Source organism: Massilia polaris, from assembly GCF_012927275.1.
Classification (GTDB): Bacteria; Pseudomonadota; Gammaproteobacteria; order Burkholderiales; family Burkholderiaceae_D; genus Telluria_A; species Telluria_A polaris.
The window spans coordinates 270,221-292,789 of sequence record NZ_JABBGG010000005.1 but is presented as its reverse complement, the minus strand read 5'-3'; the positions used below and the strand labels follow the sequence as shown (position 1 = coordinate 292,789).

Annotated in this window: 20 protein-coding genes; 11 read left to right on the top strand and 9 right to left on the bottom strand. The window is 64.7% G+C overall.

All coding sequences use genetic code 11. The annotated features are described in order from the left end of the window. Nucleotides 1-32: 32 nt before the first annotated feature. Genes HHL21_RS11070 through ctaD form a run of 3 tightly spaced genes read left to right on the top strand, consistent with a single transcriptional unit; the run spans nucleotide 33 to nucleotide 3,852 of the window. Nucleotides 33-416: a c-type cytochrome gene (locus tag HHL21_RS11070; protein WP_370659705.1), complete on the top strand. Its 384-nt coding sequence runs from the start codon at nucleotides 33-35 to the stop codon at nucleotides 414-416. Next, nucleotides 413-1,342: a cytochrome c oxidase subunit II gene (locus tag HHL21_RS11065; RefSeq protein WP_169465683.1), complete on the top strand. Its 930-nt coding sequence runs from the start codon at nucleotides 413-415 to the stop codon at nucleotides 1,340-1,342. The genes HHL21_RS11070 and HHL21_RS11065 overlap by 4 nt, the downstream gene beginning before the upstream one ends. Beyond that, nucleotides 1,339-3,852, top strand: coding sequence for a cytochrome c oxidase subunit I (ctaD, locus tag HHL21_RS11060; RefSeq protein ID WP_169465681.1), 2,514 nt, complete (start codon nucleotides 1,339-1,341; stop codon nucleotides 3,850-3,852). Before HHL21_RS11065 ends, ctaD begins: the two co-directional genes overlap by 4 nt. Nucleotides 3,853-3,931: 79 nt before the next feature. Here ctaD and HHL21_RS11055 read toward each other — a convergent pair whose 3' ends face one another. Both HHL21_RS11055 and HHL21_RS11050 read right to left on the bottom strand, forming a co-directional pair. Next, nucleotides 3,932-5,422 (bottom strand): MFS transporter, encoded by a 1,491-nt coding sequence (locus HHL21_RS11055; RefSeq protein WP_169465678.1) that lies wholly within the window; start codon nucleotides 5,420-5,422, stop codon nucleotides 3,932-3,934. A 16-nt stretch (nucleotides 5,423-5,438) separates the two neighbouring features. Next, on the bottom strand, nucleotides 5,439-6,842 hold the full coding sequence (locus tag HHL21_RS11050) for a KamA family radical SAM protein (protein WP_370659704.1): 1,404 nt from the start codon (nucleotides 6,840-6,842) through the stop codon (nucleotides 5,439-5,441). 290 nt (nucleotides 6,843-7,132) lie between these two features. Here HHL21_RS11050 and HHL21_RS11045 point away from each other — a divergent pair, with 290 nt between their 5' ends. After that, nucleotides 7,133-7,588 (top strand): cache domain-containing protein, encoded by a 456-nt coding sequence (locus HHL21_RS11045; RefSeq protein WP_169465676.1) that lies wholly within the window; start codon nucleotides 7,133-7,135, stop codon nucleotides 7,586-7,588. A gap of 56 nt (nucleotides 7,589-7,644) precedes the next feature. Then, nucleotides 7,645-9,324, top strand: a complete 1,680-nt coding sequence (locus HHL21_RS11040) for a methyl-accepting chemotaxis protein (RefSeq protein WP_169465674.1) — start codon at nucleotides 7,645-7,647, stop codon at nucleotides 9,322-9,324. Here the strand turns inward: HHL21_RS11040 and HHL21_RS11035 are convergent. Next, on the bottom strand, nucleotides 9,321-9,893 hold the full coding sequence (locus HHL21_RS11035) for a DNA-3-methyladenine glycosylase (RefSeq protein ID WP_169465673.1): 573 nt from the start codon (nucleotides 9,891-9,893) through the stop codon (nucleotides 9,321-9,323). The two genes, HHL21_RS11040 and HHL21_RS11035, sit on opposite strands and share 4 nt — an antisense overlap. Before the next feature lie 162 nt (nucleotides 9,894-10,055). On the opposite strand from HHL21_RS11035, the gene HHL21_RS11030 reads away from it, so the two are divergent. From HHL21_RS11030 to HHL21_RS11020, 3 genes are all read left to right on the top strand, one after another. Then, entirely contained in the window at nucleotides 10,056-10,901 is an 846-nt protein-coding gene (locus HHL21_RS11030; RefSeq protein WP_229496311.1) for an HDOD domain-containing protein, read from the top strand. 92 nt (nucleotides 10,902-10,993) lie between these two features. Then, entirely contained in the window at nucleotides 10,994-12,202 is a 1,209-nt protein-coding gene (locus HHL21_RS11025) for a tetratricopeptide repeat protein (protein ID WP_229496309.1), read from the top strand. Between the two features lie 111 nt (nucleotides 12,203-12,313). Beyond that, complete coding sequence (locus tag HHL21_RS11020; protein ID WP_169465670.1) at nucleotides 12,314-13,801, top strand: asparagine synthase-related protein; 1,488 nt, start codon at nucleotides 12,314-12,316, stop codon at nucleotides 13,799-13,801. Nucleotides 13,802-14,004: 203 nt separating this feature from the next. On the opposite strand, the gene HHL21_RS11015 is transcribed toward HHL21_RS11020, so the two are convergent. Further along, nucleotides 14,005-14,571, bottom strand: coding sequence for a DNA-deoxyinosine glycosylase (locus HHL21_RS11015; RefSeq protein ID WP_169465668.1), 567 nt, complete (start codon nucleotides 14,569-14,571; stop codon nucleotides 14,005-14,007). A gap of 136 nt (nucleotides 14,572-14,707) precedes the next feature. Between HHL21_RS11015 and HHL21_RS11010 the strand changes: the two genes are divergently transcribed. The 3 genes from HHL21_RS11010 (at nucleotide 14,708) to HHL21_RS11000 (ending at nucleotide 16,737) form a co-directional block, all read left to right on the top strand. Then, entirely contained in the window at nucleotides 14,708-15,154 is a 447-nt protein-coding gene (locus tag HHL21_RS11010) for an Mpo1 family 2-hydroxy fatty acid dioxygenase (protein WP_169465666.1), read from the top strand. 159 nt (nucleotides 15,155-15,313) lie between these two features. Beyond that, a complete protein-coding gene (locus HHL21_RS11005) occupies nucleotides 15,314-16,252 on the top strand; it encodes a DMT family transporter (RefSeq protein WP_169465664.1) in 939 nt (312 codons plus the stop codon). After that, nucleotides 16,249-16,737, top strand: coding sequence for a GNAT family N-acetyltransferase (locus tag HHL21_RS11000; protein ID WP_169465661.1), 489 nt, complete (start codon nucleotides 16,249-16,251; stop codon nucleotides 16,735-16,737). The genes HHL21_RS11005 and HHL21_RS11000 overlap by 4 nt, the downstream gene beginning before the upstream one ends. 282 nt (nucleotides 16,738-17,019) lie before the next feature. Here HHL21_RS11000 and hutI read toward each other — a convergent pair whose 3' ends face one another. From hutI to hutH, 5 genes are read right to left on the bottom strand one after another with little or no spacing between them, the layout of a single operon-like run. After that, complete coding sequence (gene hutI, locus HHL21_RS10995; RefSeq protein WP_169465659.1) at nucleotides 17,020-18,258, bottom strand: imidazolonepropionase; 1,239 nt, start codon at nucleotides 18,256-18,258, stop codon at nucleotides 17,020-17,022. Beyond that, on the bottom strand, nucleotides 18,259-18,843 hold the full coding sequence (locus tag HHL21_RS10990) for a HutD/Ves family protein (RefSeq protein ID WP_169465656.1): 585 nt from the start codon (nucleotides 18,841-18,843) through the stop codon (nucleotides 18,259-18,261). Next, nucleotides 18,840-20,207, bottom strand: coding sequence for a formimidoylglutamate deiminase (locus tag HHL21_RS10985; protein WP_169465654.1), 1,368 nt, complete (start codon nucleotides 20,205-20,207; stop codon nucleotides 18,840-18,842). The genes HHL21_RS10990 and HHL21_RS10985 overlap by 4 nt, the downstream gene beginning before the upstream one ends. Further along, on the bottom strand, nucleotides 20,204-20,992 hold the full coding sequence (hutG, locus tag HHL21_RS10980) for an N-formylglutamate deformylase (protein WP_169465652.1): 789 nt from the start codon (nucleotides 20,990-20,992) through the stop codon (nucleotides 20,204-20,206). The genes HHL21_RS10985 and hutG overlap by 4 nt, the downstream gene beginning before the upstream one ends. 15 nt (nucleotides 20,993-21,007) lie before the next feature. After that, a complete protein-coding gene (hutH, locus tag HHL21_RS10975; RefSeq protein WP_370659703.1) occupies nucleotides 21,008-22,552 on the bottom strand; it encodes a histidine ammonia-lyase in 1,545 nt (514 codons plus the stop codon). Nucleotides 22,553-22,569: the final 17 nt, after the last annotated feature.

Genomic DNA, 22,569 nt, shown 5'->3' with positions numbered 1-22,569 from the left:
ATATATCCATCAGGCTTTCGCAGGATCCAACCGTGCGCGTGTTTTCGATGTCGATCGCAAGGCCGGTAGTGGCCGCCGTATGCATTTTCGCCCTTGCCGCGTGCGGTAAACAGGACGACGCACCGCGCATCGCAGGCGGCGACGCCAGGGTCGGCAAGAAGCTGGTCGAGCAGTACCAGTGCGGTTCCTGCCATGCGATCCCCGATGTCGCCGCCGCGCGCGGCGCCACCGGCCCGAACCTCGAAGGCTTCGGCCGGCGCAGCTACATCGCCGGACGCTTCCCCAATGAGGCCGGCGCGCTGACGCGTTGGCTGGTCGATCCGCCCGCCATGAAGCCGGGCACGCTGATGCCCGGCCTCGGCGTCTCGCCGGACGACGCGCGCCACATGGCCGCTTTCCTGTACACCCTCCGATGACGGACAAGCTGCAGTCGGTGCTGCACCCGGCCGGGCCGGACGCTGTCATCATCAGCCAGTTCGCCTGGGTGATGTTTGGCGCGGGGACCGTGATCTTCATCGGTGTGATGGTGCTGCTGGCCCTAGCCGTGAAGCGCGCGCCGCGCCAGGTGCGGCCGCTGCGCTGGATCGCCGGGGCCGGCATCGCCTTTCCGCTGGTGGTGCTGTCCGCGCTGCTGGTGTGGAGCACGTGGCGCAGCGCGGAGCTGGCGCCGCAGTCGTCGACGGCCTCGCTGGTGATCTCCGTGACGGCCAAGATGTGGTGGTGGGAGGTGCGTTACCACGATCCGCTTACCGGCCGCGAAATCATCTCGGCCAACGAGATCCGCATTCCCGCAGGCCGCGACGTCTACGTGGCCCTGAGCGCCACGGACGTCATCCACAGCCTCTGGGTTCCGGCGCTGGCGGGCAAGCGCGACATGGTCCCCGGCCGGATGACCGGGCTGACGCTGCGCGCCGACAAGCCGGGCGTCTACCGCGGCCAGTGCGCCGAATACTGCGGCGCGCAGCACGCCCGCATGGCGCTGCACGTGGTGGCCGAGACCCCGGCCGCGTTCGATGCGTGGCTGGCGCGCGAACGCCAGGATGCCGCCGCGCCAGGCGATGCTTTCCTCGAGCGCGGCCGCCAGGCCTTCATCGGCCAGCGCTGCGCCGCTTGCCACACCATCCGTGGCGTGGCAGGAGACGCCCGGCTCGGGCCGGACCTGACCCACGTCGGCAGCCGCCTGCACATCGCGGCTGGCACCTTGCGCAACCACCGCGGCACGCTGGCAGGCTGGATCGCCGACCCGCAATCGATCAAGCCGGGAGCGCGCATGCCCGCGGCGAACGACATCGACGGCGAGACGCTGCGCGCGCTCGCCGCTTACCTTGAGCACCTGAAATGACCAGTACCGACCACCAGACCTTGCCCAGTTCCCTGCCGCGTCCGGAAGACGAGCTGGAACGCCTGGACGCGGTGTGGAAAACGCCGACCGGATGGCGCTTCTTCTCGAGCGTGAACAACACCAATATCGGCCTGCTGTACATCGGCACCGCGCTGCTGTTCTTCGTGCTGGCCGGTATTTTGGGATTGATGATGCGCGCCCAGCTTGCGGTGCCGGACAACACGCTGCTCAGCGCCTCGACCTACAACCAGGTGTTCACCATGCACGGCACGGTGATGATGTTCCTGTTTGCGATACCGGTGGTCGAAGCGCTTGCCGTCTACCTGCTGCCCAATATGCTGGGCGCGCGCGACCTGCCGTTCCCACGCCTGTCCGCCTACGCCTATTGGGCTTACGCGATCGGCGGGCTGGCCTTCTTCTGCACCTTGTTTGTCGGCCTTGCGCCGGACGGCGGCTGGTTCATGTACCCGCCGCTCACCGGCATGGAGTATTCGCCCGGACTGAACGCCGACTTCTGGCTGCTTGGGATTGGCTTCATCGAAATCTCCGCCATCGCAGGGGCCATCGAACTGATCGTCGGCATCCTGTTCACCCGCGCGCCGGGAATGACGCTGTCGCGCATGCCCGTGTACGCGTGGGCGATGCTGGTGGTCGGCGTGATGATCGTGTTCGCCTTCCCCGCCATTATCGCCGGCACCGCGCTGCTGGAGATGGAGCGCGCATTCGACTGGCCGTTCTTCATCGCCGACCGCGGCGGCGATCCGATCCTGTGGCAGCACCTGTTCTGGTTCTTCGGCCACCCGGAGGTGTACATCATCTTCCTGCCGGCCGCCGGCATGGTGTCGACGATGATCCCGACCATCGCCGGCACGCCTCTGGTGGGCCGCAAGTCAATCATCGTGGCGCTGGTCGCGGTCGGGTTCTTCAGCTTCGCGCTGTGGGCGCACCACATGTTCACCGCCGGCCTGGGCGTGATGGAAATGAGCTTCGTGTCGGCCGCCAGCATGGCGGTCGCGGTACCTACCGGCATCCAGGTGTTCGCCTGGATCGCGACGCTGTGGCGCGGCAAAGTGCGGGTGAACGCGCCGACGCTGTTCCTGCTCGGTTTCATGTTCATTTTTGTGCTCGGCGGGCTGACCGGCGTGATGGTGGCCGTGCTGCCGTTCGACTGGCAGGTGCACGACACCTACTTCATCGTGGCGCACCTGCACTACGTCCTGATCGGCGGCATGGTATTCCCGGTGTTCGCCGGGCTGTACTACTGGCTCCCGCTGATCAAGGGCCAGAAAATGTCGGAGCGCGTCGCGCGCTGGGTGTTCGGGCTGATGTTCGGCGGCTTCAATATCGCCTTTTTTACGATGCACATCACCGGGCTGCTCGGCATGCCGCGCCGCGTGTACACGTACGACGCGGGACTCGGTTGGAATGCGCTGAACATGGTGTCGACCGTGGGCGCCTTCATCCTCGCCGCCGGCGTGCTGCTGTTTATCGTCGACCTGGCGCTCACGCTGCGCAAGCCGGAAAAAGAAGCGGGTAACCCGTGGAATGCGCCGACGCTCGAATGGCTGCCGTCGGAAGACTATGGAAACCGCAGCATCCCGATGATTACCAGTGACGACCCGTTGTGGGAGCAGCCTTCGCTGTCGCCGGAAGTCGAAGCGGGCCAGCACTACCTGCCCTTCACCGCCACCGGCCGCCGCGAGACCATCGCCACCAGTCCGGTCGCGGCGGAACCGCGCTACCTGATGATCCTGCCCGGCGACAGCTGGTGGCCGCTGATCGCGGCGGCGGGCACCGCCGGCTTCTTCCTGCTCCTGACGATCAAGATGATCGGGATCGCATGGATCTGCGGGATCACAGCGGTGGCGGCGACCATGGCCTGGCTGTGGCAGCTGGATCGCGAGCAGCCGATGGCGCGCGCCAGGGTGTCGGATTCGCTGGTGCTTCCGGTCGGCGCTACCGGCTCCGCGTCGCAATCGTGGTGGGGAACGATGATCATGCTGGTGGTTGACGCGACCATTTTCGCGTCCTTCGTGTTCGCCTACATTCACATTTCGATGCGCCTGAATGTGTGCCCGCCGCCAGGCGCCGCGCTGCCCGATCCTGTGTGGCCGCTGCTGTCGTGCGGCTTGCTGGTGGCCGGTTCGGCACTGATCGCGCTGTCGAAGCGCTTTATCGGTAGCTGGCCGATGCCGCTGCTGGTGCTCGTCGCGCTGGCGTGCGTGGCGGCCGCATTCGGTTTCGACCTGAACGGATACCGCCTGGCCGGCCTCGACCCGAAGGAACATGCCTGGAGCGCGGCGATTGCCGCCATCGTGTCCTACCAGGGGCTGCATGTGGTGGTGCTGGCGCTGTCCGGGCTGTTCCTCGCCGCGCGCGGATGGTGCGGCTACGTCGGCCACGCAAGCCGCGCCACCATCGACAACGTCGCGCTGATGTGGCACTACACGACGCTGCAGGGCATCGCCGCCGCAGCCGCGATCCACTTCGTGCCGATGGTGATGGGATGAGCATGCGCGACCGCTTCTTCGTACGCGCGCTGCACGGCACGCTGCCGCTGATCGTGTGGGCGGCGCACTTCTTCGTCAGCTACTTCCTCGTGGCCGGGCAATGCAGCCCTGCGGCCATTACGCGAGGTGCGCCGAGCGTGTGGATGCTGTCCGCTTTGTCGGCAGCGGCGCTGGGAATCTGCGGACTGCTGTTTTGGCGCGCCTTGCGCACGGTGCGCGCGGCGGACGGAAACCCGGCGCTGCACGACTGGGCAGCGCTCGGTTCCGGCATTTTGGGACTGATGGGAGTGGCATGGACCACGCTGCCGCTGCTGATGCTGGACGGCTGCGTCTGAGTCAGGCGCCGCCGCGCGAACGACACCAGCCCGGGCAACTGGAGCAGCACCAGCACCCCGAACGCGACGCGGTAGGCGATGGCAGGATGGTGCCCGAGGTGATTGGGCTCCCACAGGCCGATCATCAACCCGAATCCCGCCTGCACCACAAACGCGCCAACGAAAATCAGCAGGTTCAGGCAGGTGGCTGCGCGCCCGGTCAGCGACTTCGGCATGTTCTGGGCGACGATCGCGTATTCGATGCCGGTGATGGTTCCGATCAGCGTGAACAGCACCGACAGCAGCTGGAAACTCGGCTTCCAGTTGCACACGATCGCGACCTGCACGGCGACGAACAGCGCGATGCCGATACCCGCGACGTCGAGCGGCTTGATGCCGCGCTTGCCCGCCCACTCGGTGATCATGCCCACGGCGATGGCGCCGAAGATCACCGCCGCCATCGACAGGTACAGCAGGTAGACCACCGCGTGATCGGGAAAGCGCGCCACATCGGCCAGCCAGCGGCCGATCCACAGGCCCTGGATGCCGAAGAACACCGCATGCGGGATGAGGATCAGCGAGATCGTCTTGCGGAAGCGGGCATCGCGGTAGACCGCGGCGATGGATTCGAGGACCGGCACGTTGGCCTTCGGCTTCGGGGCCTGCGCCACGCGCGGGGTGGCCGACCAGATCAGGAAGGCGGTGCACGCCAACAGCAGCGCGAGTAGCACGAACAAGCCGCGCCAGTCCATATGCTCCAGGGCCTTGCGGACCGGCGCCGTTGCCGACGCGGCGCCAAGGCCGCCGATGGCGATCAGGAAGCCCTGCACCGACGGCAGCCGCGCCGGATCGATCCAGGTCGAAATGGCCTTGACCGCCGCCATGAAGCAGCCGCCAAGCCCGAAGCCGATCACGGTACGCGCCAGCACCAGCTCGAGGAAGCTGTCGCCAAACGCGAACATCAACGCGCCGCCAGCGGCCACGACGAGGAGCACCAGCTGCACCTTGCGCGGACCGTAGCGGTCCAGCGCAATCCCGACCGGCAGCTGCACCAGCGCGAACGATACGAAGAACGCGCTGGTGAGCAGGCCAAGCTGGGCCGGGCTAAGCGAGAGCGAGGCGACCAGGTCGGGCGCCAGCACCGCGTTCACGGTGCGCAGCAGCGCCGACAGGTAATGACCCAGTGCGAACGGCAGGAATACATAAAAGAAGACTTCCTTGCCGGATAAGCGCAATGCTGGCTGGTCGCCGCCCATGGTCGCAGCTCCGCCGTCAGGCCGCGGTGTGGGCGTTGTCGCAGCTCTTGCCCTGGGCGCGCTGCGCCACCGAGATCGGGATCACCTTGGCCGCCAGCGGGTGATGGCCGTCGTCTTCGTCGGATTCGAAGAAGAACTTCTGCTTGCCGAAGGCCGGCACCAGGTGATCGAGCCAGGTCGCATCCGGGTCGAACCTGGCGAAGAACGGCTTGCGTACCCAGTCCGGATTGCGGGCCTGCAGGAACTGCAGCGCAAACAGCTTTTCGCCATTGATGCTGACCACGCCATCGATGACGACCTTGCCCGGGAAGGCGCTCATCGACGGACCGCGCACCGTGCGCGACAGGCCCGACACCATCTGGTAGGCGGCCTGGAAGATCTCGTGCGCGCGCGCCAGCGGCAGCGAGAAGTATTCGCTCGGGCCGGTGTCGCGCTCGACGAACATGTAGTACGGGATCGCGCCCAGGCGCACGCCGGTAGTCCACAGCTCGGCCCAGCTCCTGGGATCTTCATTGATGTGGCGGATCAGGGGACCCTGCATGCGCAAGGTGGCGCCGGTCGAGACGATGCGCTTGACCGCGCGCTGTGCCATCTCGTTGCGCAGCTCCACCGCATGGCTGTAGTGGCCCATGATCGCCAGGTTCTTGCCGGCCTTGACGACACGCTCGAACAGGCGCAGCAGGTCGTCCGAATCCTTGTCGCTGACGAAGCGCTGCGGCCAGTAGGCGACCGACTTGGTGCCGAGCCGGATGTTCTGGATGTGCGCCAGTTCGGGCGCCAGCAGCGGCTCGATGAATTCGGTCAGCGAGCGGGTATTCATGATCAGCGGGTCGCCGCCGGTGATCAGGACATCGGTGACGTCCTGATGGGTCTTCAGGTAGGCCACCAGCTCGGTGGTTTCGCGCGCATCGAACTTCATGTCGTCCATGCCGACGAACTGCGGCCAGCGGAAGCAGAAGGTGCAGTAGGCGTGGCAGGTCTGGCCCGAACTGGGGAAGAACAGCACGGTCTCCTTGTACTTGTGCTGCAGGCCCTTGAGCGGCGCGTCGTTCACGCGCGGGACGTTGTGCGTCATCTGGCCGGCTGGGTGCGGGTTCATGCGCATGCGGATCGCGTGTACCGCCTTCGCGATGGCGGCGTCGTCCTTTTTGAACAGCACCAGGTCGCGCAGCGTTTCGTACTCGCCGGCGTGCAGCATGTCGCGGTGCGGAAAAACCAGGCGGTAGATCGGGTCGTCCGGGATGTTCGACCAGTCGATCAGCTGCTCCATCACATATTCGTTGGCGCGGAACGGCAGCACATGCGACACGACCTGCACGGCTTCCTGCAAATCGGCCGGCATCCACTGCCACTGGCGCGCCTGGCTGATGGTCTGGCGGGTGTAGGGCTTGAATCTTGCTGGCGCGGTATCGGTAGTCACGGCGGTCTCCTTTTATTAGAAATCGGGGTCGGGGTATTCCTACAGAACTAGGGAATTACTGGAAGAGAAGTCATCTTAGGCTTGCCGTCCGGAATGCAATTGCCGCGTATCAATTGAATGGCGGGAAGGTTTCCAAGTGGCACAAATACCTTCGGGAAATTGATGTGGCTCCTTGCGCTGCATGGTGCGCGCCGCTTGCGGTAGCGCAAATCGGTGCATGGTCGGGCGCGTAGATTACGCAATGCACCTAAGCAATGTTTAACCAACGCATCAACCGAGAGGAAACCGCCATGAAACTGCTCATCACCGCTACTTCCCTGTGCCTCGCCCTTGCCGCCGCCACTGCCACCGCTTCCGAGCCAACCGAAAAAGACGCGATTGCCATGGTCGAACGCGGCGTCGCCCTGGTCAAGTCGAAGGGCAAGGACGAAATGATCAAGCGCATCAACGCCAAGGATCCCGACTATGTCCAGGGCTCGCTGTACATCGATATGCGCGACGCCAAAACCGGCATCGTGCTGGCGCATCCGATCAACCAGTCGATCGTCGGCAAGGACCTGACCGACGTCCCCGACGCGACCGGCAAGAAGTACCGCCGCGAGATCATCGAGCTGGCCGCCAGGTCGAACAAGGGCTGGGTCGACTACCACTACAAGAATCCAACCAGCGGCAAGATCGAGCCGAAGACCACCTACATCCAGCTGGTCGATGGCGTCGTGCTGGAAGCAGGCATCTACAAGAAGTGACGCACAAAGCGCGGGCAGCGCGGCTGCCCGCTTGACGACCTGCCGGGGGTGTGTGCATGCTGAACAAACTGCGAATTGGCCCAAAGCTGCTGCTTGCCCCGGGCATGGTACTGACCCTGCTGCTGCTGCTGTCGGCGGCCGCCTATTACGGGATGGTGCGGCAGAACGCATCGCTCGAGAACATGGTCCAGGTACGCGCGGCGCGCCTGAAGGCCGCGGCCGATGTCTCGGGCGACGCCAGGCACGCACACGCCAACATTTACCAGCTGCTGGCCTGGATCAACGGCAGCTTCGCCAAGAACCGCCTCGATGCACTCACCGCCGACATCGGCAAGAAGCAGGCCGCGATCAAGAGCCAGCTTAACGCGCTGGCCGCGGTGTCCGACCCGGCCGAGCGCAAGCTGGTCGACGCGTCGGCCAGGGCGCTCGAAGCCTACCGCAAGAGCGTCGCCGAAACCATCGAGCTGGCGCAGGTCGACCAGTCGATCGCGACCAATTCGATGCAGAAGGCGGAAAAGGAATTCGGAGTCTTGAATGGCCACCTGGCGCAACTCGCCACGCTGGAAAAGAGCCTGAGCGAAGGCGCTTACGCGGCGGCGAAGGCCGAGTTCCGCACCTTCGGTTTCACGCTTGCCGTGCTGGTGCTGCTATCGATCGCCATGTCGCTGCTGGTGACGATGCTGGTGCGGCGCGCGATGCTGCGCGATATCCGCGCGATCTCGGACGTGGTAGCGGAACTGGCCGAAGGCCGCCTCAGCGCCGGCATCGGCAGCAAGGGGCGCGACGAAATAGCCGAGACCTCGCGCGCGCTTGATCACACCATCGCCAACCTGAACCAGACTTTGCGCACCGTGCTCACGTCGGTGCGCTCGATCGACACCGCGTCGCAGGAAATCGCCACCGGCAATCTCGACCTGTCGAGCCGCACCGAGATACAGGCCGGTTCGCTGGAAGAAACCGCCAGCGCGATGGAGGGCCTGACCCTGGCAGTGAAAGAAAACGCCAACAACGCGCGCATGGCCAATGAACTGGCTGCCAGCGCCGCCAACCTGGCGGCAGACGGCGGCAAGGCGGTCGACCGCGCGGTGACGACGATGGAACGGATCAAGGCCAGCTCGCGCAAGATCGTCGAGATCATCGGCGTCATCGACGGCATCTCGTTCCAGACCAATATCCTGGCCTTGAACGCCGCGGTGGAAGCGGCGCGCGCCGGCGAACAGGGTCGCGGCTTTGCCGTGGTCGCGGCCGAAGTGCGCACGCTGGCCCAGCGCTCGGCCGCGGCGGCGAAGGAAATCAAGGCGCTGATCGCCGATTCGGTCGCGATCATCGACGGCGGCAGCGCCTCGGTCAATGAAGCCGGCAGCAGCATGGGCCACATCGTCGCGTCGGTGCGGCAGGTGAACGAGATCATCGAACGCATCAGCGTGGCCAGCTCGCAGCAGGCCGAAGGCATCGCCGAGGTGAACAACGCGGTCGGCCAGATGGACGACATGACCCAGCAGAACGCCGCGCTGGTCGAACAGGCGGCGGCGGCGGCGGCCAGCCTGCACGAGCAGACCGTGACGCTTGCGGAGGCGGTCGCGGTATTCAAGATCGACGACGGCGGCGCCGGCGAGAATGCCGACGGTAACGAATTCCACCATCCCGGCGAACGGCGCGCATCCTCCAGCCCGATGCGCGGCGGCCCTCCTCCCAGCCTTGGCGCCAGCCCGTCGGTAGCGCGGCGCGCGACCTAATCCTGCCGGAACGGCTTGCTGACGAAGCGCGAACCGGCCAGCCCGAAGCGCCACGCCACCGCCATCGCTTTCGAGATGCCGATGCGCGGGCCGGCCACCCGTTCGATCGCGTCCTCCGGCGCCAGCAGCTCGAACGGCGGCGCCGCCAGCGAAGCGCCGTTCAGCGCACGGCTGACGCCGAGGGCCTGGCACAACTTTCCAGGCCCTGAACAGAGCAACCGCACATCATCCACTCCGCGCCGTTCGCGCATGATGTCCAGCCCGGCCAGCGGCTCCAGCGCGCGGATCAGCACCCCGGCACCGTGGCCATGTTCGCGGCAGACGAAGTTCAGGCACCAGTGGATGCCGTACGAACGGTACACGTAAGCGTGCGCCGGCTCGCCGAACATCGCGCCGTTGCGCTCGGTCGGGCCGGAAAACGCGTGCGAGGCCGGATCCTCGCGGTCGTACGCCTCGGTTTCGACGATGCGCCCGCCGACGCCATCGACCAGCACCACCGTACCGATGAGTTGTTGCGCGACCTCGTCGGCCGGCGCGCGGAAGTCGATTCCAGCGAGCATAGTCTTCATGCAAGAATTTTATATTGATATCGCCGGGAACCCTGGCACATGCAAAATTGCCACACATTGCGATTGCCTAGATGCAACAAATAGGCCATTCGTTTATAGTTGTGCTTTGTAGCACGCACCGGCAGCAACTCGCTGCACTACCCCATGAGCAACCTAGCCGATATGGCAACACCAACCGCGGACCCGGTGGACGCCCTGATCAAATCGATCCGGATTCCGCCCCGTCCGAGCCTGCTGGCGGACATGCAGCGCGAACTCGCGGCCGACGATCCGTCGCCTGACGCGATCGGCCGCATCGTCGCGCGCGACGTCGGCATGTCGGGCGCCCTGCTCAAGCTGGCCAACTCCTCGTTCTACGGCGGCAAACGCAAGGCCAAATCGATCGAACAGGCCATACTTTTCCTCGGAATTAATCAGGTAGCGTCCCTGATGACCGGGCTGCTGGCGCGCCAGGCCATCGCCACCGACAACGCCGCACTGGCGAACTTCTGGGACATCTCGGGCCGCCGCGCGCAAGCGATGGTGTACCTGTCGCGCCGCCTGCGCATCGGCGAGCCGGACGTCGCCCACACCTTCGGCCTGTTCTGCGACACCGGCGTGCCGCTGCTGATGGACCGCTTCCCGGGCTACGCGGACACCTTCGCGGCGGCCGCGGAAGATACCGAACGCCCGTTCACCGCGCTCGAAGATGAACGCCACAGCACCAACCACGCCGCCATCGGCTGCCTGCTGGCCCGCAACTGGGGCCTGTCGAGCGACGTCTCGTGGGCGATCCTGCACCACCAGGACTACAGCGTATTCGACGACGGCGCCACCGGCGACGGCGTGCGTTCGCTGATCGCGCTGTCGCTGCTGGCCGAGTGCGCGATCCAGAAATACCAGGGCCTGGTCGAGTCGGTCGAATGGAACAAGGGCGGCGATCGCGCGTGTGCCTATCTCGGCCTGTCGGCCGAAGAAACCGACGACCTGCTCGACGAACTGCACGACTCCTTCCACAACGACCACTAAGGCCTGACAGGCTTTACATTCGCCGCGCCTGGGACGATACTCCAGTCATCGATCCGGCGCCGCATGCCGCCGCATCCTGACGGAGACGCGACATGACGATCCTGGCGAACCTCACCACCAAGCTGGCGGCAGCGCTGCTGGCGCCTCTCCTGTTCACCGCCTGCGCCTCGGTGCGCGTGCCGGCCCCGCCGCCGGCCACCCAGCTGTTTTCCGACGCCGCCTTCAAGCCGGCCTCCGAACCAGTCGGCGCGGCGGACCTGTTCACCCTCAGCCCGGCGATGCGCGCATATTTGAACAGCCCCGCGTTCATGTCGCAGGTGCGGCTCAAGGGCGCACAGCATGGCCTGGTAGCGGCGCTTTACCAGAAGGGCGAACTTAAACTCGAATACGAGTCGACCAGGACCCGCACCGCCGCCGAAACCTACGACGCGCGCGTCGGCAACTGCCTGTCGCTGGTAGTAATGACGGCCGCATTCGCGCGCGAACTTGGCGTGCCGGTCACGTATCAGAACGTCATGGTCGACCACACCTGGAGCCGCGCCGGCAACCTGTACTTCGGCAGCAGCCACGTCAACCTGGTCCTCACCGAGGCCGCGCCGGAATTCCAGCGCATTTACTCGAACGTGCGCGCGACGCTGACCATCGATTTCCTGCGTCCGAAGGATTCGGACGACTTCATCACGCATCCGCTGGAAGAGCGCGACATCGTGGCCATGTACCTGAATAACCGCGCCGCCGAAGCGCTGGCGCAGGAGCGCATCGACGACGCCTACTGGTGGGCGCGCGAAGCGGTCAGCCAGAATCCGGGCTTCGTCACCGGCTATAACACGCTGGCCGTGGTCTACCAGCGGCGCGGCGAGACCGCGCTGGCCGAACGCGTGTTCCGCGCGGCGCTCGACCGTGAGCCGGAGAACACGGTTGTCATGCACAACCTGGTGCCGGTGCTGGCCGCGCTGGGCAAGACCGACGAATCGAACCAGATCAAGGCGCGCCTGGCGGTCATCGAACCGCACCCGCCGTTCTACTACTTCAACCGCGGCATGACGGCGATGGAGAAAGGCGACTTCGAGGGTGCGCGCAAGCTGTTCGCGAAAGAGGTCAAGCGGGCGCCGTATTATCACGAGTTCCACTTCTGGCTGGGGATCGCGCACTGGCGCCTTGGCGACGGCCGCAGCGCGCATGCGGAGTTGAAGCTTGCGCTGGATACGAGTACGACAAATGCGTCGTCCCAGCGTTATTCGGCCAAGCTCAGCCAGCTAAAGGGCGGACCGTCCGCGCTTACCGGCAAGCGCTTGCACTAGTTTGTTTATAAAATGCTATCATCAGCTTGAATGATTCCTTAAACGAGCCGCGCCCAGTGACAACGTCACGTCCCAGTCGCGCCAGCACATTTTTTATGAGTGGGCATCGGAATGAACGAATCTATTTTTCGCGTCAAACGAAGGGCTGAAGGGTTTGAAACTCTGGGGAGCGCGCAATGCGCCCTTGGGCACCAGATCGCACGCGAATCGGGGCCTCCCGATGGCATTTATGCCGAATGGAATTGGGACGGCAAGTGCCTGACCGCGCGCAATGACCGCTATGGGATGTTCCCGGCTTTTTATTATTCGCGCGACGGTGAATTCGCGATTTCCTCGTGTATCGATCGGCTACTCGAGGCCGGCGCTGATCCCGCGCTGGATGAAAAAGCGCTGTCAGTATTCTTTCGGCTCGGCTTTTTCATCGGCGAAGATACACCGTTCCGCCATATACGCGCATTGCCGCCAGGTGCAACCCTGCAGTGGGACGGCGAACTGCGCCTCGAACGCACCCCGAGGGCTCGCGGCATCCCCAGCAGGGGCGAATCGCGCACGTCTTCACTCGACACCTACAACGAACTGTTCCGCCAGTCGATGGCCCGGCGGGCTCCCGTCGACGCGGACTTCGCGGTCCCGCTCAGCGGCGGGCGCGATTCGCGCCATATCTTGTTCGAGCTGCTGCGCCAGGGACATAGGCCTGGCCGCTGCATCACTGCGCTTCACTTTCCGCCACGGGGGAACGAGGATGCGCGAATTGCCACCATGCTCACCCAGGAATTTGGGTTGAAGCATGACATTATTGCCCAAACCGGTTCGTTTTACGACGCGGAAGCGGCGAAGAATCCACTGACCAGTTATTGCACTGACGAACACGCCTGGTACATGGAGGCGGCGTCCAATATTTGCGCGCGGGAACGCGTCGTTTATGACGGCATCGCAGGGGATGTGCTGTCTCAAAGCGTGTTCCTGAATGAAGCACGCCTGCGGCTGTTCCAGTCCGCCTCACCCAACGCGATCGCGACCCGGCTCCTCGACAAGGGCGAAAAAAAGCTGCGCAGCCTGCTTACGCCGCAGCTGTACCGCAGCACGGGCCTGGACCTTGCGATCGCCCATCTGGAGGCCGAAGTCAAAACCCACCTGGACAAGCCGAATCCGGTGGGATCGTTTTTCTTCTGGAACCGTACACGGCGCGAGATCGCCCTGGCGCCGTACGGCCTGCTGGGCGATGTGCCAACGGTATATGCGCCATTCCTGGACCATGATCTCTACGACTACCTTGCCGGTTTGCCGGCCGAAATGCTACTCGATCATACCTTCCACAGCGACACGATAAGCCGTGCATATCCCGAGTACGCCCACCTTCCCTACGAGGATAAGGACAAGCTGGCCGATACGCCGGACCTCGTCAAGCTTCACGCGCAATTCGGCACGCGGGTCGCGAAACGCCTGTTGCTTCGACCGTCATCGCGCCTGATCAGCAAGCGCTTTGCTTTGCCGCGCGCCGTGCGGAGCCTCTTCAGTTCAGCCTTTGGCGCGTCCACACACTGGTACAGTCCATTGGCGCTTTACCTCGACCAGCTCGATACGGCAACGCGCCGCTAACGGCGATGCGCAGCGCTGGCCTGGCCTCACATGGCCAGGATGCGCCAGGCAAGCAGTTTCTCCGCCAACGTCATGCTGGCATGAGCTGGCGAGGTCGACGACAGTACCAGCACGTCCCACAGGCCGAAGCGATGCGCGAGCAGGCGCGGCAGGCGCTGGGCATGTGGCTGCGCTAGCAGGTCGTCATCTGATGAAAAATCCGTTCATTCAGGTAGACCTGGCCCGTGCTCAGCCCCCCATCGCGAGGGCCCTTCGCGTAAGGTCCGCCATACCATCAATTTTTCAGCATAAGCAAGCGTATAGGCCGGACTACTCGACGGCAACGACACGACGCGGTAACGCCGCGCATGCTGGCCCAGCGCCTTCATACCAAGCCGCGCCGCCGTGCCGCCATTGAATGCAAGCGTCTTCAGGTTTGGTAGTTCCGCAATCAACCCGAGCAGATTATTGTCGGCGCGGTCACGTATTCGACTGTCAAGGCTACCTTCCCGTTCGGCCTCGGCAATGACATCCCACAGACCGACGCCGTTCGCCAGCAGTGCTTTCAAGCGCGACGCATAGTCCAGCGACACCAGCTCAAGTTCAATCACCTCGGACATCAACATCCAGAAACGGTTCTGCTTATTGCCATAGTATTCTTGCCGCGCAAGCGACTGTTCGCCCGGCAGACTACCCAACACGAGGACGCGGGTTCGCTCATCGACCACCGGTTCAAAGCAGCGCTTGCGCGCGGCAGGTGGCACATCAACGGTAAGAGTGGCGTTGCTCATCTTTTGAAAAAATTATTAAATGCGACAACTCTTGCGCGGGTGCGCGGATGGCATCAGGGCGCATCATAATCGATCCGGCGCCGCGCGGCCGGTGTAGAATTCCCGGACAATCACACCAACAAACGGAGACAGACCGATGCGGAACACCGGCCAGCGACAGGATATCCACACCCTGCTCTCGCTTTACAGCGAGAGCCACAGGAATCACACGAACGAGCTGATCCACATCGTGTGCGTGCCGCTGATCGTGTTTTCGCTGCTCGGCATTATCTGGGCGATTCACCCGGTCGCAGCCGTCGCCGTGGTTGCCGCGGCGCTGTGGTACTACTTCCAGCTGTCGAAACCGTTTGCGATCGGCATGCTGGCGATGTCGACCGTGATGCTGGTGCTGCTGGCCATGCTGCCGCCGGCGACCGTGCTGGCCTTGTCGATCGCCATCTTCGTGCTGTCCTGGGTCGGCCAGTTTATCGGCCACCAGATCGAAGGCAAGAAGCCATCCTTCCTCGACGACCTGCGCTTCCTGCTGATCGGCCCGCTGTTCGTGCTCGGCTTCCTGTACCGCCGCCTCAACGTCGCCTACTAGGTCCAGCTCAGCGCTGCGCTACCGGATCATCTGAGGTGGCGCGGTCCGCGCTGCGGCCGCATACCCTCCTGCGTTTGCCCGCCGTCACAGGCTTTTGGCCGGCCTGTCGTTTCCAAGTCATATCCAGCAGGAAATTATGTTTAACCGTATACTTTCACGATGTCCTCCCCCCTCCTCTTTGCTATCGCGTCCCTGATCTGGGGCTCGACGTTCTGGGCCATCACCTTGCAGCTGGGCGAAGGCGCGCCCGAGGTGTCGGTCGCCTATCGCTTTGCGCTGGCCTCGGCCGCGCTGTTCGCCTGGTGCCTGGTGCGCGGCGAGCGCCTGCGCCTGCCGTGGAAAGTCCAGCGCTGGAGCCTGCTGCAGGGATTCTTCACCTTCGGCCTGTCCTACGTCTGCACCTACAACGCCGAGCAGTACGTGATTTCGGCGCTGGTCGCCGTGCTGTTCGCGCTGATGGTGTTCTGGAACCCGATCTGCAGCCGCTTCGCTTTCGGCACGCCGATTTCGTGGCGTACCTGGGCCGCGGGCGCGGTGGCGATGGGCGGCGTGACGATGCTGTTCTATCCGTCGATCGCGTCGTCGTGGAAAGACATCAGCGAAGGCGGCAGCGGCCACTTCCTGCTCGGCCTGGTGCTGGCGCTGACGGCGACGATCGCCAGCTCGGTCGGCAACATCATGGTCGTGAAGGTGCGCGAACAGTCGCAGAACCTGTTCCTGACGATGGCGTGGTCGATGTTCTGGGGCAGCGCGATGGTGAGCCTGTGGGCGCTGGCCAACGGCGAATCGTTCACCTTGCCGTCGGCGCCGCGCTACTGGTTCGGGCTGTTCTACCTGTCGATGTTCGGTTCGGTGATCGCGTTTGCCGCTTACTTCACGCTGATCAACCGCATCGGCTCGTCCAAAGCCGTCTACATCGGCGTGATCACGCCGGTGATTTCCGTGCTGCTGTCGATGCAGCTCGAGCACTACCGCCCGGGCCCGTTCGAGTGGTGCGGCATGATATTGTGCCTGTCCAGCGTCGCCTGGGTGATGGCGTCGCCGGCGCCCCGGCCTGCCAAATCCATCAACCTGAATACCGTACCTGAGGTTCCATGAGCGCTTTTTCCATCCGTCCCGCCCAGCCATCCGACCTCGCCCATATCCACGGCATGATCGTCGAACTGGCTGTCTTTGAAAAACTGGAACACATGGTGGTCGCCACCGAGGCCATGCTGCACGAAGGCCTGTTCGGCGCCCCTCCGGCGTGCGAAGCGATCATCGGCGAAGAAAACGGCGAGGTCGTCACGTTCGCGCTGTTCTTCCACAACTTCTCGACCTTCCTGACCAAAAAGGGCCTGTACCTGGAAGACCTGTACGTCAAGCAAGCGCATCGTGGCAAGGGTTTCGGCAAGCAGATGCTGGTGAAACTGGCGCAGCTCGCGGTGGAGCGCAACTGCGGCCGCTTCGAGTGGTCGGTACTGGACTGGAACGAGCCTGCGATCAACTTCTACAAGGCAATGGGCGCCGACATCCTGCCCGACTGGCGCGTCTGCCGCGTGAGCGGCCCGGCGCTGGCGCAGCTGGCCGCACCGAACGCCTGATTTGCAGCGCGCTGCGGATAACTGGTTCCCAGCGCAAATTCGGGGTCAACGTGACCCCGAATGCCGCCGGGGACAAACCCCGAATGCCGAAGTGCGAAGTGTGGAAAAGAAAAAACCCACGGGCAGGAAGCACCGTGGGTTAACCCAACTGTTAGGATGGGGAGGGGAGACTTGAATCGAACACTTTCACTATAGATGCGAAGGAGTCTCGATTCCTGATTCCTTACAATTGCTTACCAGTGTATAAACACAGGAAACAGCCGTTGACCAAGATTTACGCATCTACATTTTTTCGTGTTGAGCGTTGTCAAACATTGTCCTCCGGCGTAACTGCCCTCCTTTTACTACCGCGCTGCACGGGTTGAACCCGATCCCGTAGGACAGGTCGGCCGGACGCGCGATCTGCCATAACGCGAAGTCGGCGCACTTGCCCACTTCCAGTGTGCCGATGTCGTCCTGCAGCCCCAGCGCGCGCGCCGCGTTGATCGTGCATCCGGCCAGCGCTTCCTGCGGCGTCAGGCGCCACAGGGTGCAGGCCATGTTCATCGCCAGCAGGATCGACGTCATCGGCGAGGTGCCGGGATTGCAGTCGGTCGCCACGGCCATCTGCACGCCAGCCGCACGCATCGCCGCCACCGGTGGCGGCGTGGTGTCGCGCAGGAAGTAGTAAGCGCCGGGCAGCAGCACCGCGACCGTGCCAGCGGCGGCCATCGCGTCAATGCCGGCTTGCGTCAGGTGCTCCAGGTGGTCGGCCGACAGCCCGCCGAAGCGCGCCACCAGCTCGGCGCCGTTCTGGTCCGACAGCTGTTCGGCATGCAGTTTCACCGGCAGCCTGAACTTCTTCGCGGCGTTGAAAACGCGCTCGGTCTGCGCATTCGAAAAACCGATGCGCTCACAGAACGCGTCGACCGCGTCGGCCAGTCCTTCAGCCGCGAGCGCCGGCAGCATGACTTCGCAAATCTCGTCGATGTAGTCGTCGGCCCGGCCGGCGAACTCCGGCGGCAGCGCGTGCGCGCCAAGGAAGGTGGTCGACACCCGCACCGGCAGCGCCTCGCTCACGCGGCGCGCCACACGCAGCATCTTCGCTTCGGATTCGGTGGACAGGCCATAGCCGGACTTGATTTCGATGGTGGTGACGCCCTCGGACAGCAGGCTGGCGACGCGCGGCAGGCTTTGGCGCAGCAGGTCGTCTTCCGATGCTGCGCGCGTGGCGCGCACCGTGGACATGATGCCGCCGCCCGCACGCGCGATGTCTTCGTAGGTGGCGCCGTTCAGGCGCGCTTCGAATTCGCCGCTGCGGTTACCGGCATGGACGATATGCGTATGGCAGTCGATCAGGCCCGGCGTCAGCCAGCAGCCGCCGCCGTCATGCTCCACGCTTGCGCCGGCCGGCGCGTCAGCGCGCTTGCCGAGCCATGCGATACGCCCGTCCCTGACCGCGATTGCGCCGTCGCGTATTTCGCCATAGCCATCGGCCATCGTCGTCAGGTGGACATTTGTAATCAGTACGTCCAAATCCATTTACGCCCCATCGAGGAAGATATCGACCACCAGCACGGTGGCCTCGCCGGTCTCGAGCTTCCATACCGTGTCGGTATCGAAGACGACGGCGTCGAAGCGGACCATGCCAATGCGTTCGGTATCGCTGCTGACAGACAGGCTTTCTCCCTCGGCCAGGAACAGGATAGTGACGTCGCCACGCGGCGCGAACTCGGAAATGCCCTCGAGGCTGCGGCGGCCGAGCCGGTGATGGCAGCGCGAGCGCCGCGTCATCACATTGAAATCCGTGGTGGGCGCGCCCAGCATCGACGCGGTCACGTCAGCCTCGCCGGGGAACTCCACGATCGGCGCCTCCTCGCTGAGCACAAAGCGCGAGTCGCCGTCGATCTCAAGGCTGACGCCGGGACCGTCGACCAGCGCCAACGAGCGGTCGATTCCACGGAATTTCGAGAACGGCCCGTCCTGCGCGATGGTCGCGAGGCTGATGCGCCAGTCGAATTCATCGAAGGCGGCGCCGGGCGGGACCACGGCGATTTCAATCGTACTGCCGCCGCCGTTCTTCCACGGCGCCGGCGCCAGGCTTGCATACGGAATCAGGACTGTCATGATCGTAGCCTTCGCAGTTCGGTGAGCACTCGTTTGTAGCGTTGCCTAATCGCGTCTTGCGCCATGTGCGCGCCATCGCGCACGACCCAGCGGCCGCCGGCCAGCACGTCCTTCACCAGGTTGTCGTTGCCGCAGAAGACAAAACTGCCCAGAACGTCGGACGGTTCGAGGCCATCCAGGTTCGGATGGTCGCTGTCGAGCACCAGCAGGTCGGCGCGCAGTCCCGCTGACAGCGATCCTACCCTGCGCCCGGCCGCGAGCGCGCCACCTTGAAGTGCGCCCTGCCACAAGAAGTCGCCGACCCTGCGCTGCGTGCTTGATGCCGCCACGTTGCGGCGCTGGTGCAGCAGGCGCTGGCCGTATTCGAGCCAGCGCAGTTCCTCGACCGCGCTTTGCGAAATGTGGCTGTCGCTGCCGATGCCGAAGCGCCCGCCCGCCTTCAGGAAAGGCTCGAGCGGGAACAGCCCGTCGCCGAGGTTCGCTTCCGTCGTCGGGCACAAGCCGGCCACGGCGCCGCTGGCGGCGAGCGCTCCGATCTCGCCTTCGTCGAGGTGGGTCGCGTGCACCAGGCACCAGCGCGCGTCGATGTCGATATTGTCCATCAGGTAGCGCACCGGTCGCGCACCCGTCTGCGCCAGGCTTTGCTGTACTTCGGCCTGCTGCTCCGCGATGTGGATATGCACCGGGCGGCTGCCGGGCAGGCTGGCCAGCACTTCGCGTACCTGGCCAACGGACGCGGCGCGCAGCGAGTGCGGCGCGACGCCAACCTCGGTCTGCGCATCGCGCAGCGGCTCAAGCGATTCGATGATCCGCAAAACGTCGGCCGCATCGGTGCGGAAGCGGTTCTGCTCCGGCTTGAGCGGCTGCTCGCCAAAACCGGAATAGCTGTACAGGACGGGCAGCATCGTGATGCCGATGCCGGCCGCTTTCGACGCGGCGACAACGCGTTCCGCCGTCTCGCCGGGCCGTGCGTACATGGCCCCCTGCTGGTCGCGCTGCACGTAGTGGAACTCGCACACCGACGTATAACCGTGGCGCAGGCATTCGGAGAACAGCTGCGCGGCGATCGCTTCGATGTGCTCCGGCGTGATGTTGCGCGCGAACCGGTACATCAGGTCGCGCCAGGTCCAGAAGCTGTCCGGACCCTCGCCCGCGGTTTCGGTCAGCCCGCCTAGCGCGCGCTGGAAGGCGTGCGAATGCAGGTTGACCATGCCGGGCATGACCAGGCCGGCCGCAGGCACGCCAGGAGGCTGGACCGTATCCGGCGTCACCGCAAGCAGGTCGCCGTCAATGTTCCATTCGATGTGGACGTCGCGCCGCCAGCCTTCCGGCAGCAGCGCGTGGCGGGCGAATAACGCGTTCATGCGCGTACCCACATGACCGCCGCTTCCATCATCTGCTGCAGCACACCCTGCACGTCGCACGCCCGGTCCGGCCGGTAGCCGAACGGCGGCGCCTCGTCCATGTACAGGCACTGCGCCATCTCGAGCTGGATCGCGTGCACGTTGTTGTCCGGCTGGCCGAAGTGGCGCGTGATGTAGCCGCCCTTGAAACGGCCGTTGACGGCGACCGAGAAGCGGTCCTGCGCCTGCGCCACGCCGACCACTGCCTGCTCCAGCCCCGGCGCGCAGGATGCGCCGCAGGCGGTGCCGAAGTTCAGGTCCGGCAGGCGCCCTTCGAAGAAGCGCGGCACCCTTGACGCGATCGAATGCGCGTCCCACAGCACGACCTTGCCGTGGATGGACAGCAGGCGGTCAAGTTCGGAGCGGATCTGCGCGTGGTATGGGCGCCAGTAGTGCTTGAGCCGCACGCGCACCTCTTCTTCATCCGGCGCCAGGCCAGGCTGGTACAGGGGCGCACTGCTGAACGTATCGATCGGGCACAGGCCGGTGGTGTCCATGCCCGGATACAGGTTGGTGTTTTCGGGCGGGCGATTCAGGTCGATCACATAGCGCGACCAGCGCGCCGAGATCGTCGACGCGCCCATCTGCTCGAGAAAATCGTACAGCTGCACCAGGTGCCAGTCGGTATCGGGCTTCACCAGCGCCTCGGGTGAAAGGCGCGCCGCGATATCGTCCGGTATGTCAGTGCCGACGTGCGGCATCGACACCAGGAACGGAAGCGTGCCTGCCTTGAACTGGAAATCCATGCCGTGACTCCTGAATCAGTTATACAGCGACGCGAACAGCTCCTTGCAGGACGCGCTCAGTTCACCCTTGATGACCATCTGCTTGGCGGCTTCGATGTCCGGCGCGAAGAAGCGGTCGGTGTCGAAGAAAGGCACCTTCCGGCGCAGCTGGCCGTGCACCTGTTCCAGGTGCGCGGACGACGTGAGCGGGCGATGGAAGTCGACGCCCTGCGCCGCCGCCAGCAGCTCGATGCCGACGATGACAGCCGTATTCTGCGCCATATCGTCGAGCCGGCGCGCAGCGAAGGTCGCCATGCTGACGTGGTCTTCCTGGTTGGCCGACGTCGGCAGGCTGTCGACGCTGGCCGGATGCGCCAGCGACTTGTTCTCGGACGCCAGCGCGGCAGCGGTGACGTGGGCGATCATGAAGCCGGAGTTGACGCCGGGGTCGCGCACCAGGAATGGCGGCAGGCCTGACAGCGTGGCGTCGATCAGCAGCGCGATGCGGCGCTCGGACAGCGCGCCGATTTCGGCGATGGCCAGCGCCAGCGTGTCGGCGGCAAAAGCGACCGGCTCGGCGTGGAAGTTACCGCCCGAGATGATCTCGCCGGTCTCCGGGAAGATCAGCGGGTTGTCGGTGACGGCGTTCGCTTCGATCAGCAAGGTGCGGGCGGCGTTTTTGACGATATCCATGACAGCGCCCATGACTTGCGGCTGGCAGCGCAGGCTGTACGGGTCCTGCACGCGCTCGTCGCCGAGCAGGTGCGAGGCGCGGATTGCGCTGCCCGACACCAGCTCACGGTACATGGCCGCCGTGGCGATCTGGCCCGGCTGGCCGCGCACTTCATGCACCCGCGCGTCGAACGGGGAATCGCTGCCCTTCGCAGCATCCAGCGACAGCGCGCCGGTCACGACGCCAGCTTCCAGCAGGCGTTCGGCCATGAACAGTCCGTGCAGCGCCAGCGCGGTCGAGGTCTGGGTGCCGTTGATCAGCGCCAGCCCTTCCTTCGCCGCCAGCACGACTGGCTCGATGCCGGCCGCCTTGAGTGCGTCGGTCGCGTCGACCAGCTTGCCGTCAACGCGTACCTGGCCCACGCCCATGATCGCCAGCGTCATGTGCGCCAGCGGTGCGAGGTCGCCTGATGCCCCGACCGAACCTTTGGCCGGAATCGCCGGCGTGATGCCTGCGTTGTAAATGGCGATCAGCGAGTCGATGATCACCGGGCGCACGCCGGAGAAGCCGCGCGCCAGGCTGCCGATCTTCATCAGCACGATCAGGCGCACCACTGCATCCGACAGCAGATCGCCGGTGCCGACCGAGTGCGACAGGATCAGGTTGCGCTGCAGTTCTCCGAGCTTGGCGTCGGGGATGCGGGTCTTGGCCAGCAGGCCGAAACCGGTGTTGATGCCGTAGGCGGCGTCGCCCTTGGCCACGATCTTTTCGACCGCAGCCGCGGATGCGCGGATGACCGGATAGGCTTCAGCGGCCAGGGTCAGTTTGGTGTGCGACGCCCATACGGAACGCAGGTCGGCGAGCGTCATAGCGCCAGGTTCCAGGGTCCAGCCAGTGTTTGGATTCATGTTCATTGTCTCGTCGT

What these genes read in the sequence shown, in the direction of transcription:
- HHL21_RS11065 (WP_169465683.1), top strand. Translation starts at nt 413, where the DNA reads ATGACGGACAAGCTGCAGTCGGTGCTGCACCCGGCCGGGCCGGACGCT.
- ctaD (WP_169465681.1), top strand. Translation starts at nt 1,339, where the DNA reads ATGACCAGTACCGACCACCAGACCTTGCCCAGTTCCCTGCCGCGTCCG.
- HHL21_RS11055 (WP_169465678.1), bottom strand. Translation starts at nt 5,422, where the DNA reads ATGGGCGGCGACCAGCCAGCATTGCGCTTATCCGGCAAGGAAGTCTTC.
- HHL21_RS11045 (WP_169465676.1), top strand. Translation starts at nt 7,133, where the DNA reads ATGAAACTGCTCATCACCGCTACTTCCCTGTGCCTCGCCCTTGCCGCC.
- HHL21_RS11040 (WP_169465674.1), top strand. Translation starts at nt 7,645, where the DNA reads ATGCTGAACAAACTGCGAATTGGCCCAAAGCTGCTGCTTGCCCCGGGC.
- HHL21_RS11035 (WP_169465673.1), bottom strand. Translation starts at nt 9,893, where the DNA reads ATGAAGACTATGCTCGCTGGAATCGACTTCCGCGCGCCGGCCGACGAG.
- HHL21_RS11030 (WP_229496311.1), top strand. Translation starts at nt 10,056, where the DNA reads ATGGCAACACCAACCGCGGACCCGGTGGACGCCCTGATCAAATCGATC.
- HHL21_RS11025 (WP_229496309.1), top strand. Translation starts at nt 10,994, where the DNA reads ATGACGATCCTGGCGAACCTCACCACCAAGCTGGCGGCAGCGCTGCTG.
- HHL21_RS11020 (WP_169465670.1), top strand. Translation starts at nt 12,314, where the DNA reads ATGAACGAATCTATTTTTCGCGTCAAACGAAGGGCTGAAGGGTTTGAA.
- HHL21_RS11015 (WP_169465668.1), bottom strand. Translation starts at nt 14,571, where the DNA reads ATGAGCAACGCCACTCTTACCGTTGATGTGCCACCTGCCGCGCGCAAG.
- HHL21_RS11010 (WP_169465666.1), top strand. Translation starts at nt 14,708, where the DNA reads ATGCGGAACACCGGCCAGCGACAGGATATCCACACCCTGCTCTCGCTT.
- HHL21_RS11005 (WP_169465664.1), top strand. Translation starts at nt 15,314, where the DNA reads ATGTCCTCCCCCCTCCTCTTTGCTATCGCGTCCCTGATCTGGGGCTCG.
- HHL21_RS11000 (WP_169465661.1), top strand. Translation starts at nt 16,249, where the DNA reads ATGAGCGCTTTTTCCATCCGTCCCGCCCAGCCATCCGACCTCGCCCAT.
- hutI (WP_169465659.1), bottom strand. Translation starts at nt 18,258, where the DNA reads ATGGATTTGGACGTACTGATTACAAATGTCCACCTGACGACGATGGCC.
- HHL21_RS10990 (WP_169465656.1), bottom strand. Translation starts at nt 18,843, where the DNA reads ATGACAGTCCTGATTCCGTATGCAAGCCTGGCGCCGGCGCCGTGGAAG.
- HHL21_RS10985 (WP_169465654.1), bottom strand. Translation starts at nt 20,207, where the DNA reads ATGAACGCGTTATTCGCCCGCCACGCGCTGCTGCCGGAAGGCTGGCGG.
- hutG (WP_169465652.1), bottom strand. Translation starts at nt 20,992, where the DNA reads ATGGATTTCCAGTTCAAGGCAGGCACGCTTCCGTTCCTGGTGTCGATG.
- hutH (WP_370659703.1), bottom strand. Translation starts at nt 22,552, where the DNA reads ATGAATCCAAACACTGGCTGGACCCTGGAACCTGGCGCTATGACGCTC.